A 16151-nucleotide genomic window follows, 5' to 3' on the forward strand; every position below is an offset into this window, starting at 1 on the left:
AAAAGGCTTCTCTGATTATTCATCTTTAAGTACGGCTTTGGGGGTTATTGTTTCAATAGGCTTCAGATCCTGCTTTTGCGCTGTGCTGTCGCCCGCTGGCCGTTGTACCGGGCGGACTCTGGGCCGCGCACCCGGCAACAGGTTTGCGTTAAGAATCCGTTCAACGTATGCTTTTGGTCTTGCTATGCTGTCTCTCAGGTATTTTTCAATCATCAGGCTGGCAATGGGGGCTGACCAGGTAGCCCCGAATCCGGCATTTTCAATTACAACCGCGATTGCTATTTTGGGATTGTTTCTTGGGGCAAAAGCGAAGAATACAGAGTGGTCTTCTCCATGTGGGTTTTGAACAGTCCCCGTTTTTCCGCAGATTTCAATATCCGGTATCCTGGAATAGGAGGCTGTCCCACCGGGTTGGTTTACGACTCTGCTCATCCCTTCAATGACCGGAACAAAATAACGGGAATCAATGCCTACACTATTTTTCTTTGTAAATTCTTCCTTAATGACATTTTTCTCACCTATGGCTTTTATCAGGTGGGGCTTGTAAAAGAATCCCCTGTTTGCTACAGTAGCTACTACATTTGCCATCTGAAGCGGAGTGATTCCCAGTTCCGCCTGGCCGATGGAAAGAGATATATTATAGCTTGACGTCCACTTATCGCTTTTAAAATGCCGGGTATAGAACTCTGCAGTAGGTAAATTCCCTCTTCTTTCATTAGGCATGTCAATATTCAGTTTGCTTCCTACGCCAAAGCGGTTCACGGCTTCTCTCCATTTTTGGTAAGCTTTTACCGGGCGCATTCCTGCATGGTCGATCATTCTGTTGTACACATAGCCGTAATAAGTGTTACACGAATGTTGTATTGATTGCGACAGATCCAATGTTCCGTGAACGTGTGTACATCTCATCAATCCCCTTCTTCCATACCTGTATCCGCCTCCGCAAAAGAACTGTGTGCCGGAATTAATCAGTCCGAACTGTTGTCCGACCAGGGCATTTATAACCTTGAAGATAGATCCGGGAGGATATTCCGCCTGGATGGGCCTTATGAATAAGGGTTTATTGGGGCTGTTAAGAAGCCGCATATAGTTGTTGCCTTTGTACCTTCCCACCATCAGGTTGGGGTCGTAGCCCGGGCTACTGATAAAGGAAAGAATCTCTCCTGAAGAAGGTTCAATGGCGACAATGCTTCCAATTTTATTCTTCATTAATTGTTCGCCGAACTTCTGAAGGTCTTTGTCGAGAGATGATATTAGTTTTTCCCCGGCGGCGGCGAGGGTGTCATATCTTCCCTCGGAATAGTGTCCTTTGGGCCGGTTGAATGCATCGACCATGAGCAGCTGAACGCCTCTTTGTCCTCTCAATACTTCCTCGTAAGCCTTTTCTACTCCTGTTCTTCCTATATAATCACCCGGGCGATAAAAGCCATGTGATTTTTCGATATCAGTTTCATTTACCTCATTAATATAGCCGAGGAACTGCGCAGCGATACTATCCGGGTAACGTCTGACTGACCGTTTCTGGATATAGAAGCCAGGAAATTCAAAAAGTTTCTCCTGTAGTTTAGCGAACGTAACAGCAGAAAGCTGTTTCTCCAGTGTAGAGCCCCGGTAAGGCGAAAAGCTGTTAGCTTTATTAAATTTCTTTTTAAAATCCTCTTTTGTCAGGCTGATAAGCCGGCATAATTCGAGGGTGTCAAACGGAGTCACTTCCCTGGGGATTACCATCAGGTCGTACACCGGTTCATTTTGAACCAGGATCTTACCTTTGCGGTCGAGGATTACTCCTCTTGCCGGATAGATGGTCACTTTCCTCAGCACATTGTAATTGGCTGAAATGAAATAACTTTTATCGATTATTTGTATATAAAACAGACGGGCCAGCAGAATTATGGCTATTGTGATGAATATTCCCTGAACAACATATCTGCGCTGAAAAAAACTATTCATTAACGCTCTTTCTTACGGAAGAAAATAAATTCTGATATTAAAATTAAAAATATAGTAAACAGAGAACAAAAAAGGAAGCGAATTAGTGTGTATTTGATACTTGAAAAACTAAAAGCTTCCAAAAAGATGAGGGTAAGATGGTGGAACAAGGTTAGTATTATTGTATAGAAAAAGAACCATCTGAACCCCATTATTCCCAGTTTGGGCTCCGGTTCGTTTTCAAAACCCTGTCTTTGTACTGTAATGTTAATGAATATCGTTCTAACAAATGCCAGGACTGAACATGCAGCAGCGTTCAGGCCGGGTGTATTATAAAATGCATCGACTGTTAACCCGGTAAGGAAAGCGAGCGGAAAAAGAAGCCAGTTAGGAGTTTCAAAAGGTAAAAGGAGAATGAACAGGATATAAATAAAGGGAGTAGAAAGATTATAGTATCCGATATTTTTCAGGAGAAATGCCTGAATGAATATCAATACAATAAAACGGATAGCATTTATGATAATTACCCTACTCATCGTTGTTTTTACTTATTGCCTCCAAGTTTTCTTTTTCCATGGCAAATACATTCCTGATCACATAAACATATTGGAGGGTGGCAAAATCAGTATTAAGCCTGACAATTATATCAGGAAAGCTTTCGCCGCTCTGATTTCTTGTTCCTGACACCCGTCCGATCGGTAGCCCTGAAGGAAAAAGGGTTGAATAACCTGATGTGACAACGTGCTGTCCTTTTTTAACAATAATGTGGTTGGGGATATCCTGTAAAAGCGCCATTTGCGGATTATAGTTTCCTTCTCCCCATACGAGTGAACCAAATGCCTGGCTTTCTGCAATACTTGCGCTTATGCGGGTATCACTGTTCAGCAACGAAGTAACAGTGGCAAAGTCGTCGGATACGTCTTTGACTATTCCCACAATCCCGGAAGTGCAGATCACGCCCATACCTTTATTGATTCCGTGTTTTTTTCCCCTGTTGATGGTAAGGTAGTTGTTTTTCTGGTGCACTGAATTGTTCACCACGCGGGCAACGATATAGGCATATTGCTGCCGGGCCGCTGTATCCTTTACCGTTTTCTGAACAACGCTGTCGTCAAAGAAGGCAGTCTTCAGCTCACTTCTGAGACGTGCATTTTCTGCAGCCAGGCTGTCGTTTACCTGCGCCAGGCTCAGATAGCTTTGGAACTGATTAAGACGCTCATAAGCCTGCCCGATCATTTTATTTGATGAATTCAGTACTCCGGCACGCTGAAAGGAATTGTTCCTTACTATCAGGATAATGGAAACAATGAAGAAAATGATGAAAAAGAAGAATGCGTTATACTTACTGATAAAAAGCCAGAGATTACGCATGTTGAGTTACAAGTTGTAAGTTATAGGTTGTAAGTACGGTTAAGTCTCGGCTTACCCGCAGCTTACAACCTGCAAATAGTTTTATTGCATCAGGAACTTAAATCCTCCGATATTTTTCAGGGCGATACCAGTACCGCGCACTACTGCTCTCAAGGGATCTTCTGCTACGTGCACCGGCAGCTTGGTTTTTGCAGCAACGCGCTTGTCAAGGCCTCTCAGCAAGGCACCTCCACCGGTAAGATAGATACCGGTTTGGTAAATATCAGCTGAAAGTTCAGGAGGGGTAATTTCAAGAGCTTTCAGGATAGCTTCCTCAATCTTTGAAATTGATTTATCAAGACAATGTGCAATTTCTGTATATGAAACGGTGATCTGTTTTGGGATCCCGGTCATCAGGTCACGGCCCTGTACTGCGAAATCGGCTGGAGGATCACTTAACTCGGGAAGAGCGGCTCCAACTTCAATCTTTATTTTCTCAGCGGTACGTTCACCTATCATGATGTTATGCTGACGGCGGATGTACTGAACGATATCACTGTCGAAGTTGTCTCCTGCCACACGGATTGACTGATCGCAAACAATGCCGGAGAGGGCAATTACGGCAATTTCGGTAGTACCTCCGCCGATGTCGATAATCATATTACCCATCGGCTCTTCCACGTCAATTCCGATACCCACTGCGGCGGCCATCGGTTCATGGATTAGATAAACTTCTTTTGCCCCTGCTATTTCAGCAGAGTCTCTAACCGCACGTTTTTCTACTTCTGTAATTCCTGAAGGAATACAAATTACCATTCTCAAGGAGGGGAAGAACCATCCTTTTCCGTTGTTGATCATTTTGATCATTCCCCGGATCATGTGTTCGGCGGCATTAAAGTCGGCAATAACACCGTCTTTCAAGGGACGTACTGTCCGGATATTTTCGTGCGTCTTTCCTTCCATCTGCATCGCCTGCCTTCCAATGGCAATCACCTTGTTCGTTGTACGGTCAAAGGCAACTATAGAAGGTTCGTCCACCACGACTTTATCATTATGTATAATGAGGGTATTTGCAGTACCCAAATCTATTGCAATCTCTTGTGTAAACCAGTTAAATAAACCCATCAGGGAAATAGTTAAAAATTAAAAGTATGCAAAGTTATATTCTTTTTTTTAAATAAGAGATCGCCCAGGGACATTTGCTCCAAGTATTAATTCTAATGCTTAAAATGTCTGACGCCCGTCATTACCATAGATATGCCTTTCTGATTTGCCATGTCCACTGACAGCTGATCTTTTATCGAACCGCCAGGTTGCAGGACTGCTGTAATTCCTGCATCTGATGCAATTTCTACACAGTCGGGGAAAGGGAAGAAGGCGTCGGAGGCCATTACGGAGCCTTTCACATCGAAACCAAAGGATGCGGCTTTCTCAAGTGCCTGCTTAAGGGCGTCGACACGTGAGGTCTGGCCCACTCCGCTTGCAATGAGCTGCCCGTTTTTCGCAAGAACGATTGTGTTGGATTTAGTATGCTTCACAAGCTTATTAGCAAAGAACAGATCCTTGAGTTCTTCTGATGAAGGCTTCCGGTCAGTTACCGGGTTCATCTGGTCAGGATCCTCAATTGTACTGTCTTTATCCTGTTCAATAACTCCGTTAAGGAGAGTCTTGAAGAGTTTGCCCGGAAGCTTTACTTCTTTTCTTTGAAGAAGGATCCTGTTTTTCTTTTCAGTAAGTACTTTCAGAGCCTCTTCGCTAAATGAAGGAGCGATGAGAACTTCGAAAAATAGTTTGTTGATCTCTGAAGCGGTTTCGCCATTCACTTCTCCATTGCAGATGATGACACCTCCAAATGCTGAAACAGGATCGCATGCCAGAGCATCTTTCCAAGCGGGGAGAAGGCTTTCCCTTGTTGCTACACCACAAGCATTGGTATGCTTTAAGATCGCAAAAGTCGGTTCGGTGAACTCATCAATTAGCGCTACAGCGGCATCAATATCAACCAGATTGTTATAAGAAAGCTCTTTTCCGTTCAGTTGAGTGAACATTGCTTCCAGATCGCCATAAAAATAACCTTTCTGATGAGGGTTTTCTCCATAACGAAGCGTTTTGGCTTGTTGTTCGCTTTGTTTGAAAACCTGGAGAGGCTCAGTTTGGTTGAAATAGTTGAATATAGCGGTGTCGTAATGTGAAGAAGTATTGAAAGCTTTTTTTGCAAATTCACGACGGTGAGATAACAATGTCTGACCTTCATTCTCCTGCAGAATGTCATAAAGTTTGCTGTAGTCGTTCTTAGATGCGATGATCACAACGTCATTGAAATTCTTGGCTGCTGCGCGGATCAAGGATATTCCGCCGATGTCAATCTTTTCAATAATTTCTTCTTCAGGAAGAGCCGCTTTTACTGTTTCTTCGAACGGATAAAGGTCCACTATAACAAGATCAATCTCAGGAATTTCGTATTGAGTAATTTGCTCTTTGTCCTCGTTGAGGCCTCTTCGGGAGAGAATCCCTCCAAAAACCTTAGGGTGCAGGGTCTTTACGCGTCCGCCTAAAATGGAAGGATAGCTTGTCAGGTCTTCGACGGGTATTACATCACATCCTAGTTCCCGGATAAATTTTTCTGTACCTCCTGTAGAATAAAAAGTGACACCCAGGTCGTTTAGTTGTTTGATTAACGGCTCCAGGCCGTCTTTGTAATACACTGAAATTAAAGCATTTTTAATCTTAACAGGATGGTTCATTGAGTGAGATTTTAAGCCGCAAAGATAGGATATTTAACGCTTAAAAATCAGGCTTATTTTGAATGTTTGAAAAAGAAAAGTTGCCGGTTAGAAACAGGTGAGTTGTAAATAAAGAGAATTGGATCGTTTACCAGGTATTGCTATTTATCCTTCCGGTAAGAAAAGTGATTGGGAATAGTCAAAATGGTATCGCCCGCTTGCTGATCCGCAATAATGCTTAACGATAAGGTATCTCTGCTGCCCTCTCCTGTGATAAGGATGACCGGGAGACTTGATGAAGTGGCGGAGCCTTCTTCTTTTCCACGAGCAGACATTATTTGCCAGTTTGTTTTGTGAACATCTAAAGAATCGTTCCTGTATATGTTCGCGGAATGGTTAGCATTTAAATCGAGACGGGTTATTTTATCCGGTCTCCTGATGCCAGAATTACTGCCGTTCATTTTTGCAGCAGACGTGTCTGTTAATACCCATCGTCCGGAAAGACGCAACGCTGAAGAGTCTGGCAGCCGCAGCCTGATCTTCTTTTTATTGCCGCAGCCAGAAAATAAGAGGCCTGGTATTAAAATATACAGAGAGAGTTTTTTTATAAAGACCGTGATATTTTTCATACAGATAATATTTGTGAGTTTCTGTAATCCAACCAAACCCCGTCCATCCCGCCCGTATATAACATGACGAAGGAATACAAAAGAAAATTACAATCAGAAAAATTATTTCAGTACTAAAGGTAAGGAACGATAGGAGCTCTTTTGTCAGCGGAAAGTAGCATTAAAAGGACTTCATTTTTTTGAGCAGAGTTTCAACCACTTTGGGATAATGCAAATGTTCCAGCTGCCGCCCCTTAAATTTGATCATTTCCACATCGTCATCTTTCTCTATTTTAAAGCGAGCCTGGTAAATGATCTCGCCCTCATCGAAATGCTCGTTGACGAAATGGATTGTGATTCCTGATTCGGCTTCGCCGTTAGCAAGAATAGCATTGTGCACACGATCTCCATACATCCCCTTACCTCCATATTTAGGCAGGAGAGCCGGGTGAATATTAATGATCTTATTGGGAAAGGCCTTCAATAAATTGTCCGGGATCAGCCACAGGAAGCCCGCAAGTACAATAATATCTATCTCCATCTTCTTTAAAAGAGTTACGATATTATCCGTCTGGTAAAAGTCGAAACGATCAAAGACATGAGAGGGGACTTCAAAGTTATCAGCTCTTTGGATAACGTAAGCATTCGGATTATTTGAAAGAATAATAGCAACTTCGGCATCGGGGTGTTTCTTGAAGTGCTCCATTATTTTTTGTGCGTTGGAACCTGATCCTGATGCGAAAATGGCAATACGTTTTTTTAGCATAGCAATGTGTAACAATCAAAGATAAAAAAATGGCTAACAAAATAGCATTCTTACGGTGCATCCGTTTACTGAATCTTCAAAAGCAATGATTTAATGAAGCAGGCTTGACGGTCTGAGGATTTTAGCGGATGCAGATTCGTCCAAACAAATGATTACTGAGGCGGTTGTTTTTATACATCTATAATAAAAAACGTTATGGCAAAATTGGATAATCGCAACATTGCTATTCTTACAGAGAATGGTTTTGAAGAAGTTGAGTTGACAAGCCCTAAAGAGGCATTACTGGAAGCAGGAGCTAATGTGCATGTTATTTCGCCGCAAAAGGAAAAGGTAAGGGCGATGAAGAATCATGAATGGTCAATTGAAATTCCTGTTGACAAACACATTTCTGAGGTGAACGCAGATGATTATGACGGTCTGGTTTTGCCGGGAGGAGTATTTAATCCTGATCAGCTGCGAATGAATGATCAGGCAATAAGTTTCATCAAAGCCTTTTTTGAAGCAGGTAAACCTGTAGCGGCTATTTGTCACGGACCACAATCATTGATTACGGCAGCTGTTGTTCAGGGACGGGACATGACTTCTTATCCTTCTATTAAAGCAGATCTGATATATGCAGGCGCCAATTGGATGGATAAAGAAGTGGTGGTGGACCAGGGATTGGTAACGAGCAGGACTCCCGATGATCTTCCGGCATTTAACCGCAAAATGTGCGAAGAATTCGCTGAAGGCGTTCACGACCGGCAACATGCTTAATTTGTTTGATACAAAGACGCTCTGGAGCAGAAGCTGCAGAGCGTTGAATGAATGAATATATGAGGAGATTGTAAATCTGTGTTACTCTCCTAAGATGTAGGTTTTTTTATAGCAGTTATAGCACCTGTAGCGCCTTACCGGGAGCCAGAACAGCAAGGTTTTAACCAGTGTGCCGCGTGGAACTCTTTCGTCCAGATGGCCTTTTTTACACTTTGGACAGATCCGCGCATCCTTTTTTTTTGCCTGCCAGACTGAACTGTCAGAAACATGATTCATATTGTCCCCTGTTAATACCATTTCCGTAAAACCTTATCTTTTGCTAATCTCAATATTCACCTTCGCCTGCAATCTTACAGACTAACCGTTCCCAGGCATGTTGAGCGAGGTAGATGTTTCTTTATGAGCTTAAAATTAGTACAGAAATGCGTTTTTTGGAAGAATTATGGGATGAACGGCGTGTTAATGTATCTGAACGGATACGCTGGTATGTTTTCTTTATATTTTCTTTAAATCATCTAAATATGAGCGCCCCACTGGTATTTTCCGGTTGTCGGACAATGTAACTTCAGAGGCTGTTATTTTCGTGACATCTGACTTGTTTACTACAAAGGATTTATGAATCCTGATAAAATTCTGTTTAGTGAGAAATTCTGCTTCTGCTTCTTTTAATGTCTTCCTGAGTACAAACTGCTTTGTCTTTGTATTGATCGTGATATAATTGCCGCTTGCTTCTGCAAAAAGAATATCACTCATCCTGATCTTAACTCTTCCTTTTCCATGGGGTAGAAAGAGGCTTTGATCTGAAATGCCTGATACCTGGGGGCTCAGCCTGGGGATCACCATTTCAATAGCAGCGAAGACATCCTCTTTTTCGAAGGGCTTAATCAGATATCCATACGGCTTTGTCTGCTTGGCCATATCGATTGTTTGTTTGTCATTATGGGATGTCAAAAAAATAAAAGGAAGTTTAAAAGAGAGATTTAGGGTATGGGCAAGATCGATTCCTGATTCCGTGCCCGTCAGCGTTATATCGAGTAGTACGAGATCCGGCTTACTCTCCCTTAAACTGGCAATAGCCTCTCTGTAATTAATAGAGATGCCGTTTACCTGATAGCCCAGCTCGTGCAACATATCCTGTAAATCAGATGCGATGATCATTTCATCTTCAACTATATGGATGCTTAACGGAGGAGTCATTTGTTTCTTTAAAATTTATGTGAAATGTTTGATCTGGATCATGCTCGTAGCTAAAGTATCCGGATAATTGCCTGCTCAGACTGATGATCAGACGAAAACCCAGAGATTCATTCATATTGCCTATCTGTCCACCCTTCAGGCCAGGCCCACTGTCTCTGTAGGAAAGACTGTATTCATTCTGATCTATCTTAGATATCCTTATCGTGATCCTGCTTTCCAGGCTGTCAGAAAAAGCATGCTTTAGTGAATTGGTGATAAGTTCTGTTAAAATGAGGCCGAGCGGCACTGCTGTATCTGCGTTGAGCACTACATTGCCGGTTGAAATATCAGCCGAGATATCGCATCCTTTTGTATGATATATATCGAGCAGATACCGCAGTAATTGTTCGGTGTAAGGTTGCAGATCAATTTTACTGAGACGGTCTTCTGAATAAAGCTGATCATGTATCAGGGCAATCGATTTAAGCCGGCTTTTACACTCATTCAGTACCTTCGCTATATCCGGGTGGGCAAGATGCCGGGCCTGTAAATTAAATAAGCTTGATATAATCTGGAGGTTATTCTTTACACGGTGGTGCACTTCCCGTATCAGCATTTCCTTCTGCTCATTTGCCAGGTGAAGCATCTCTATTTGCTTCTCGATTTCCATATTCTTTTGTGCAAGAAGCCTGTTGTTTTTCTTTCGGTCGAGAAAACGGAGATAGAATACGGATGAAGTGACCAACAAAAGTATGAGAAGGGCTTCCAGGCTGTAAGTTTGAAATTTGTGATGGCTTAACTCCAGTTCCTGCAAATGAATTTGCCGATCCTTTTTGTCAGCCTCATATTTGTTCCTCATTTCAGTGTCTGAAAGAACTGCTATTCTGGAATACAGTCTGTCCTTCTCTTTCGTATACGCATTATAAACGCTGTCAGCTTCTTCTGTTTGTTTATTTATATACAGTAGTTTGAAGAGAAGTGGTCTTAAATCCTGAAGGGATTGATGCTGCTTGCTTTCAAGCATGATGTTTGCTGCGCTTTCTGCTTTGTAAAGTGCCTGGTTGTATTTTTTCTGAAGATAGTAGGCCTGGGCATAAGAGCTTTCAATGTTGGCGGCAGCCTGTTTGTCCATCTTATTCTGCAAGGAGGCCGATGACAGCCTGACGGATCTCAGAATCCCTTCAGCATCTTTCATCTCGTAATAAGTAGATACCCTGTCGAGATAGCTTCGTGCCAGATTGTTTGAATCATTTAAGCTACGCCTTATCTTTATAGATCCTGAGTTATAGCAGAGAGACTTTTTGAAATTCTTTTTATTGCGGTAACTGATGCCGTATTGAAGGTAAATATGCCCGAGTAAAGCCTTTCCCTGAAGCGTTTTGCTGTTATTAAGTTGTTCAGCTCTTTTCAGGCATTCCAACGCCTTGTCGTAGTCTCCTGTGTAATCATTGTGATGCATTGCGAGAAGGATATAGAGTCTTATCCTGGATGGCGTATTATTCGACTTCTCCGCTAGTGAAAGGCCTCTTATAAGTTCTTCGAGGCCTTTCTGAGGTTGTCCCAGTTTAACGTACAGGAGGCCGATACGTCCGTGGCAGTCGGGGAGATTTTCATTTATTCCCAGCTTTTCATAGTATTTGCGGGCGATGTTGAGGGACCTTATCGCTTCTTTTATATCCAGGTTCTTTTCGTATGCAGTTCCCAAGCGATAATATCCATCGGCGATGCCCCGCTGATACCCATTCTTCCTGGAGAGTGCGAGTGCTTCCCTGTAGGCGGCGGCGGCTTTCTCAATATTAATATTAAAAAGACTGTCACCCTCCCTGAAGAGAACATTAATAATAGTTGTATCCGGTACCTTTGATGTATAGTTCTCTTTAGAATCTGCAGTTCCCTTAACCGAAAGAAGACTAGTACAAAAAAAGGAAAGGATAGTGAGCGTTAATAACCTGATAAAACCCCGAAGCATATTGCTTTTGCTAAAATACAAAAAAAATACTCTGGTTGTTATGTGAGTTTTAAACGAATCTGTGTTTTGTTTGGCTTTTTGTCAATATTCTGCTTTGTTTACAAATTCGTTCTAGTTTCTGTTTTCTATGTATCCCCTTCTGAACATGGGGTAGGGTGGTGAATTGGAGAAGAAAGAATGGCGACAATAGGTGAAAGTTTTCCGGAGTCTGCGAAGGTTTTAGGAAGAAAAAAGGAGGGAAGTTCGCCGGAAAGGAGTATGTGCCGGGTTCCAGAGTGTTCCTTGCGGGTAATGAAGGCCTCAAAGCAGCAGGAACCCGATGATATTTCTGTGGCTGATGTTCATCATGTTAACGATATCTGTGCTTCCGGAAACGCTATCGGCTGGTAGTGAGATAATTTCTTTAAAAAATAACACTCTAACTATTTGATAATTAATCAAACATTTCTATCTTTGCCCTCCCTTTCGAGGGGATTATTATGCCTTGAGCGAAGCCCTACTGCTTCGATGGGCGAAAAAGAATTAAAAGAAAATGTCAGGTATTATTGGAAAAAAAGTAGGAATGACCAGCATTTTCGATGCCGAAGGACGCAATATTCCTTGTACGGTTATCGAGGCTGGCCCCTGTGTTGTAACGCAGGTGCGTACTGTCGAGAAAGACGGTTACGAAGCAGTTCAGTTAGCTTTCGATGAGAAGAAAGAGAAGAACACTACCCAACAGTTAAAGGGCCATTTCGCAAAAGCAAACACAACTCCTAAGCGGAAGCTTGTAGAGTTTAAGACGTTTGAAGATGAGAAAAATTTGGGCGACACAATAACTGTTGACCTTTTTGCAGAAGGCGACTTCGTAGATGTTGTCGGAACTTCAAAAGGTAAAGGATTCCAGGGTGTTGTGAAGCGCCATGGGTTCAGTGGAGTGGGAATGCAGACTCACGGACAGCACAACAGGTTAAGGGCTCCGGGTTCACTTGGTGCTTCTTCATGGCCTTCACGCGTATTTAAGGGTATGCGCATGGCGGGTCGTACTGGTGGTGCACGTGTGAAAGTTCAGAATCTTCAGGTTTTGAAAGTGTATTCTGAACAGAATTTAATAGTAGTTAGCGGTTCCGTTCCGGGAGCTAAGGGTTCTTACGTAATCGTTGATAAATAAGATGGAAGTTAGCGTAGTAAACATTTCAGGTAAAGAAACAGGTGCCAAGGTGCAGCTTCCTGAATCAATTTTTGGTGTAGAGCCAAATGATCACGCAATTTATCTTGATGTTAAGCAGTATCTTGCAAATCAGCGTCAGGGTACTCATAAGTCTAAGCAACGTAATGAGATTGCCGGATCAACCCGTAAATTATACAAACAAAAAGGTACAGGTGGTGCCCGTGCAGGGAACATCAAGTCTCCTTTGTTCAACGGAGGTGGTCGTGTTTTTGGTCCTCAGCCACGCGATTACAGCTTTAAGCTAAACAAAAAATTAAAGCAACTTGCACGTAAGTCTGCTTTATCTTACAAAGCAAAAGATAATAACATTGTTGTTCTGGAAGATTTTTCATTCGAAACAATCAAAACCAAGAACTATGTGAAGCTGGTAACAGATCTGAACATAGCTGCAGAAAAAACATTACTGGTATTACCTGCTGCTAATAATAATGTGTATTTATCAAGCAGAAATCTTAAGAAGGCAAAAGTAATTACAGCAGATCAGCTCAATACTTATGATGTGTTGAATGCTACTAAACTTTTGTTAACTGCTGGTTCTGTTAAAACGTTGGAGGAGGCATTCGCCAGGTAATTATGGAAATCTTAAAGAAACCCATTTTAACAGAAAAAGCATCCATCTTAACTGAGAAGTTAGGCAGGTATGCATTTAAAGTAGATCACAGAGCCAATAAATTGCAGATTAAAACTGCTATTGAACAAATGTATGGTGTAAATATCGAAGCAGTAAACACCATGGTGGTATCTGGTAAAGCAAAGAGCCGTTACACAAAAGCTGGGTTTGTTTCAGGCCGCTCGCCTAAATACAAGAAAGCTATCGTAACGCTGAAAGAAGGTGAAACTATTGACTTTTACAGCAATATTTAATTAGAACAATGGCAGTTAGAAGATTTAAACCGGTTACCCCTGGTACACGTTTCCGCGTCGGAGGCGATTACTCGGATGTTACTACAAACGTTCCTGAAAAATCGTTGGTAGTTTCCATCAAGAAGTCAGGTGGTAGAAATAATACCGGTAAAATGACTATGCGTTACATCGGTGGGGGACATAAAAAAGCATACCGATTGATAGATTTTAAACGCGATAAAACCAATATCCCCGCAACTGTTGCCACTATTGAGTACGATCCAAACCGTACTGCGCGTATCGCCCTGTTGCATTATGCAGATGGTGAGAAGCGTTATATCATCGCTCCTGAAGGTTTACAGGTTGGACAAACGGTAGTATCAGGTGAAACTGTAGCTCCGGAAGTAGGAAATGCTCTTCCTTTGAAGAATATTCCTCTTGGTTCAATTATCCACAACATTGAACTGAATCCTGGCCAGGGTGCATCGATTGCACGCAGTGCAGGTACTTATGCTCAGCTTTCAGCCCGTGACGGGAAATATGCTATCATCAAGATGCCTTCAGGTGAAACCCGTATGATCCTGGCTACTTGTATGGCTACGATCGGAACGGTATCTAATTCTGAGAAATCAAATGAAGTGTTAGGTAAAGCAGGACGCAAGCGTTGGTTAGGTTACCGCCCACGTGTTCGTGGTGTTGCAATGAACCCTGTTGATCACCCTATGGGTGGTGGTGAAGGAAGGGCTTCAGGAGGTCACCCACGTTCGAGAACCGGTGTACTAGCTAAGGGTTATAAAACCCGTAACAAGAAGAAAACCTCAAATCGTTATATTATTGAAGGGAGGAAGAAATAATGGCTCGTTCAATTAAAAAAGGCCCTTATATTGATCATAATCTGGAAGGCAAAGTGCTTTCTATGAACGAAGCGAACAAGAAGTCGGTTATCAAAACCTGGTCACGCCGGTCTATGATTTCCCCTGATTTCGTTGGTCATACTTTTGCAGTACACAACGGGAATAAGTTCATCCCTGTTTATGTAACTGAAAATATGGTTGGTCACAAGTTGGGAGAATTTGCTCCAACCAGAACATTTAGAGGTCACGCTGAAAAGAAAAAATAAGCAATGGAAGCAGTAGCAAAATTAAATAATTGCCCTACCTCACCTCGTAAGATGAGACTGGTTGTTGACCTGATTCGTGGTGAGCGTGTTGAGAAGGCTCTCTATATTTTAAAATATTCAAATAAAGAAGTTGCCCAGAGAGTTGAGAAACTTTTATTATCTGCCATCAAGAACTGGGAAGCAAAGAATGAAGGTCAGCGTCCTGAAGACAATGAATTGTTTGTAAAAACAGTGTTTGTAGATGGTGGCCGTCAGTTAAAAAGGCTTAGGCCTGCCCCTCAGGGCCGTGGTTACAGGATTCGCAAGCGTTCCAATCACGTTACCCTGGTAGTTGACAGCAAGAATCTTGAAACACAAAACTAATTAAGGAGAAATGGGACAAAAAGCACATCCAATAGGTAACAGATTAGGAATCATCAAAGGTTGGGATTCTAACTGGTTCGGTGGCAACAACTACTCCGATAAATTAGTTGAAGATGAGAAGATTCGCAAGTATCTTTCCGTTCGTATCGCTAAAGGCGGTGTTGCCAAATTGGTGATTGAACGTACATTGAAGCGCATCACTGTCACTATCCACACTGCACGTCCGGGTATTGTAATCGGTAAAGGCGGTCAGGAAGTTGATAAGATCAAGGAAGAGCTTAAGAAGCTTACTAAGAAAGATGTTCAGATCAATATTTTTGAGATCAAACGTCCGGAGCTGGATGCTCAGTTAGTGGCTGAGGGTATCGCTAAGCAGCTGGAAGCACGTATTTCATTCCGTCGTGCCATGAAGACGTCAATTGCGTCTACCATGCGTATCGGAGCTGAAGGAATAAAGGTTATGTGTTCAGGTCGTTTAGGTGGCGCTGAAATGGCACGTACCGAACAGTATAAAGAAGGAAGAATTCCTTTGCATACTTTCCGTGCTGACATTGACTATGCATTAGCCGAAGCGCTTACCACTTATGGTAAGATCGGAGTTAAGGTATGGATCTGTAAAGGTGAAGTTTACGGTAAGCGCGATCTTTCTCCTAATATCGGCCAGACTGCAGGTGTAAGAGGAAGAGGCGAAGGTGCTGCATCTTTCGGCGGTGGTGACAGAGGAGACAGAAGGGGCGGCAATGACAGACGTGGTGGAAATGACAGACGTGGTGGTGGCCAGAACCGTGGTGGTGGTCAGAACCGTGGCGGAGGTCAGAACCGCGGAGGAGGTCAGAACCGTGGCGGTGGTCAGAACCGTGGAAACAGATAATTGATTTGCAGACATCGTTAACGATATAAATACAGAACAAGATGTTACAGCCAAAAAGAACGAAGTTCAGAAAAATGCAGAAAGGCAAAATGAAAGGCTTAGCCACTCGTGGTGCTGAGCTTGCATTTGGTTCTTTCGGAATAAAATCACTGGAACCAGCCTGGATTACCAGTCGCCAGATCGAAGCTGCACGTATCGCGGTAACGCGTTATATGAAGCGTGAAGGTCAGGTTTGGATCCGTATTTTCCCTGACAAGCCTGTTACCAAGAAGCCTGCTGAGGTTCGTATGGGTAAAGGTAAGGGAGCTCCAGAATACTGGGTAGCAGTAGTTCGTCCTGGCAGGATGATTTTTGAAGCTGAAGGTGTGCCTATGGAAATCGCCAAAGAAGCACTGCGTTTAGCCGCTCAGAAATTGCCGGTACAAACCAAATTTGTAGTACGTAGAGATTACGTAGAAGCATAATAG

General features: G+C 42.7%; 18 protein-coding genes. 9 read left to right on the top strand and 9 right to left on the bottom strand.

Translation table 11 applies throughout. The annotated features are described in order from the left end of the window. Positions 1-15: 15 nt before the first annotated feature. The 7 genes from mrdA to purN all read right to left on the bottom strand — a co-directional run bounded on the left by mrdA (position 16) and on the right by purN (position 7376). Entirely contained in the window at positions 16-1950 is a 1935-nt protein-coding gene (gene mrdA / locus DDR33_RS14380; RefSeq protein WP_109416497.1) for a penicillin-binding protein 2, read from the bottom strand. Beyond that, on the bottom strand, positions 1950-2465 hold the full coding sequence (locus DDR33_RS14385; protein ID WP_109416498.1) for a rod shape-determining protein MreD: 516 nt from the start codon (positions 2463-2465) through the stop codon (positions 1950-1952). Before DDR33_RS14385 ends, mrdA begins: the two co-directional genes overlap by 1 nt. Then, positions 2458-3300: a rod shape-determining protein MreC gene (gene mreC, locus DDR33_RS14390; RefSeq protein ID WP_109416499.1), complete on the bottom strand. Its 843-nt coding sequence runs from the start codon at positions 3298-3300 to the stop codon at positions 2458-2460. The genes DDR33_RS14385 and mreC overlap by 8 nt, the downstream gene beginning before the upstream one ends. An 81-nt stretch (positions 3301-3381) precedes the next feature. Further along, positions 3382-4404, bottom strand: coding sequence for a rod shape-determining protein (locus DDR33_RS14395; RefSeq protein WP_109416500.1), 1023 nt, complete (start codon positions 4402-4404; stop codon positions 3382-3384). Between the two features lie 92 nt (positions 4405-4496). Continuing rightward, positions 4497-6023, bottom strand: a complete 1527-nt coding sequence (gene purH / locus DDR33_RS14400; RefSeq protein WP_109416501.1) for a bifunctional phosphoribosylaminoimidazolecarboxamide formyltransferase/IMP cyclohydrolase — start codon at positions 6021-6023, stop codon at positions 4497-4499. Positions 6024-6163: 140 nt separating this feature from the next. Beyond that, the gene (locus tag DDR33_RS14405; protein ID WP_109416502.1) at positions 6164-6631 is read right to left on the bottom strand and encodes a hypothetical protein; all 468 of its coding nucleotides are present in this window, start codon (positions 6629-6631) and stop codon (positions 6164-6166) included. A gap of 160 nt (positions 6632-6791) precedes the next feature. Then, positions 6792-7376, bottom strand: a complete 585-nt coding sequence (gene purN / locus DDR33_RS14410) for a phosphoribosylglycinamide formyltransferase (protein ID WP_109416503.1) — start codon at positions 7374-7376, stop codon at positions 6792-6794. Positions 7377-7571: 195 nt separating this feature from the next. On the opposite strand from purN, the gene DDR33_RS14415 reads away from it, so the two are divergent. Continuing rightward, the gene (locus tag DDR33_RS14415; RefSeq protein ID WP_109416504.1) at positions 7572-8132 is read left to right on the top strand and encodes a type 1 glutamine amidotransferase domain-containing protein; all 561 of its coding nucleotides are present in this window, start codon (positions 7572-7574) and stop codon (positions 8130-8132) included. Between the two features lie 495 nt (positions 8133-8627). Here the strand turns inward: DDR33_RS14415 and DDR33_RS14425 are convergent, their stop codons facing one another. Both DDR33_RS14425 and DDR33_RS14430 read right to left on the bottom strand, forming a co-directional pair. Beyond that, positions 8628-9329, bottom strand: coding sequence for a LytR/AlgR family response regulator transcription factor (locus tag DDR33_RS14425; protein ID WP_109416506.1), 702 nt, complete (start codon positions 9327-9329; stop codon positions 8628-8630). Then, on the bottom strand, positions 9298-11277 hold the full coding sequence (locus DDR33_RS14430) for a tetratricopeptide repeat-containing sensor histidine kinase (RefSeq protein WP_109416507.1): 1980 nt from the start codon (positions 11275-11277) through the stop codon (positions 9298-9300). The genes DDR33_RS14425 and DDR33_RS14430 overlap by 32 nt, the downstream gene beginning before the upstream one ends. 532 nt (positions 11278-11809) lie before the next feature. Here DDR33_RS14430 and rplC point away from each other — a divergent pair. From rplC to rplP, 8 genes are read left to right on the top strand one after another with little or no spacing between them, the layout of a single operon-like run. Continuing rightward, positions 11810-12427 carry a 50S ribosomal protein L3 gene (rplC, locus tag DDR33_RS14440; protein ID WP_109416509.1) on the top strand — a complete coding sequence of 206 codons (618 nt, stop codon included), beginning with the start codon at positions 11810-11812 and terminating at the stop codon, positions 12425-12427. Position 12428: 1 nt separating this feature from the next. Further along, positions 12429-13058, top strand: coding sequence for a 50S ribosomal protein L4 (gene rplD / locus DDR33_RS14445; RefSeq protein WP_109416510.1), 630 nt, complete (start codon positions 12429-12431; stop codon positions 13056-13058). Positions 13059-13060: 2 nt separating this feature from the next. Then, positions 13061-13351, top strand: coding sequence for a 50S ribosomal protein L23 (gene rplW / locus DDR33_RS14450; protein WP_109416511.1), 291 nt, complete (start codon positions 13061-13063; stop codon positions 13349-13351). Positions 13352-13359: 8 nt separating this feature from the next. Continuing rightward, complete coding sequence (gene rplB, locus DDR33_RS14455; protein WP_109416512.1) at positions 13360-14184, top strand: 50S ribosomal protein L2; 825 nt, start codon at positions 13360-13362, stop codon at positions 14182-14184. After that, the gene (gene rpsS / locus DDR33_RS14460) at positions 14184-14450 is read left to right on the top strand and encodes a 30S ribosomal protein S19 (protein ID WP_109416513.1); all 267 of its coding nucleotides are present in this window, start codon (positions 14184-14186) and stop codon (positions 14448-14450) included. The genes rplB and rpsS overlap by 1 nt, the downstream gene beginning before the upstream one ends. 3 nt (positions 14451-14453) lie before the next feature. Beyond that, a complete protein-coding gene (rplV, locus tag DDR33_RS14465; protein WP_109416514.1) occupies positions 14454-14813 on the top strand; it encodes a 50S ribosomal protein L22 in 360 nt (119 codons plus the stop codon). Positions 14814-14823: 10 nt separating this feature from the next. Next, positions 14824-15684: a 30S ribosomal protein S3 gene (gene rpsC / locus DDR33_RS14470; RefSeq protein WP_109416515.1), complete on the top strand. Its 861-nt coding sequence runs from the start codon at positions 14824-14826 to the stop codon at positions 15682-15684. 41 nt (positions 15685-15725) lie between these two features. Beyond that, positions 15726-16148 (top strand): 50S ribosomal protein L16, encoded by a 423-nt coding sequence (gene rplP / locus DDR33_RS14475; protein ID WP_109416516.1) that lies wholly within the window; start codon positions 15726-15728, stop codon positions 16146-16148. Positions 16149-16151: the final 3 nt, after the last annotated feature.

The organism is Pararcticibacter amylolyticus (assembly GCF_003130405.1).
Taxonomy (GTDB): Bacteria; Bacteroidota; Bacteroidia; order Sphingobacteriales; family Sphingobacteriaceae; genus Arcticibacter; species Arcticibacter amylolyticus.

Excerpts from the sequence above, each read along its gene's own strand:
- mrdA (WP_109416497.1), bottom strand. The coding sequence starts at position 1,950 with ATGAATAGTTTTTTTCAGCGCAGATATGTTGTTCAGGGAATATTCATC.
- DDR33_RS14385 (WP_109416498.1), bottom strand. The coding sequence starts at position 2,465 with ATGAGTAGGGTAATTATCATAAATGCTATCCGTTTTATTGTATTGATA.
- mreC (WP_109416499.1), bottom strand. The coding sequence starts at position 3,300 with ATGCGTAATCTCTGGCTTTTTATCAGTAAGTATAACGCATTCTTCTTT.
- DDR33_RS14395 (WP_109416500.1), bottom strand. The coding sequence starts at position 4,404 with ATGGGTTTATTTAACTGGTTTACACAAGAGATTGCAATAGATTTGGGT.
- purH (WP_109416501.1), bottom strand. The coding sequence starts at position 6,023 with ATGAACCATCCTGTTAAGATTAAAAATGCTTTAATTTCAGTGTATTAC.
- DDR33_RS14405 (WP_109416502.1), bottom strand. The coding sequence starts at position 6,631 with ATGAAAAATATCACGGTCTTTATAAAAAAACTCTCTCTGTATATTTTA.
- purN (WP_109416503.1), bottom strand. The coding sequence starts at position 7,376 with ATGCTAAAAAAACGTATTGCCATTTTCGCATCAGGATCAGGTTCCAAC.
- DDR33_RS14415 (WP_109416504.1), top strand. The coding sequence starts at position 7,572 with ATGGCAAAATTGGATAATCGCAACATTGCTATTCTTACAGAGAATGGT.
- DDR33_RS14425 (WP_109416506.1), bottom strand. The coding sequence starts at position 9,329 with ATGACTCCTCCGTTAAGCATCCATATAGTTGAAGATGAAATGATCATC.
- DDR33_RS14430 (WP_109416507.1), bottom strand. The coding sequence starts at position 11,277 with ATGCTTCGGGGTTTTATCAGGTTATTAACGCTCACTATCCTTTCCTTT.
- rplC (WP_109416509.1), top strand. The coding sequence starts at position 11,810 with ATGTCAGGTATTATTGGAAAAAAAGTAGGAATGACCAGCATTTTCGAT.
- rplD (WP_109416510.1), top strand. The coding sequence starts at position 12,429 with ATGGAAGTTAGCGTAGTAAACATTTCAGGTAAAGAAACAGGTGCCAAG.
- rplW (WP_109416511.1), top strand. The coding sequence starts at position 13,061 with ATGGAAATCTTAAAGAAACCCATTTTAACAGAAAAAGCATCCATCTTA.
- rplB (WP_109416512.1), top strand. The coding sequence starts at position 13,360 with ATGGCAGTTAGAAGATTTAAACCGGTTACCCCTGGTACACGTTTCCGC.
- rpsS (WP_109416513.1), top strand. The coding sequence starts at position 14,184 with ATGGCTCGTTCAATTAAAAAAGGCCCTTATATTGATCATAATCTGGAA.
- rplV (WP_109416514.1), top strand. The coding sequence starts at position 14,454 with ATGGAAGCAGTAGCAAAATTAAATAATTGCCCTACCTCACCTCGTAAG.
- rpsC (WP_109416515.1), top strand. The coding sequence starts at position 14,824 with ATGGGACAAAAAGCACATCCAATAGGTAACAGATTAGGAATCATCAAA.
- rplP (WP_109416516.1), top strand. The coding sequence starts at position 15,726 with ATGTTACAGCCAAAAAGAACGAAGTTCAGAAAAATGCAGAAAGGCAAA.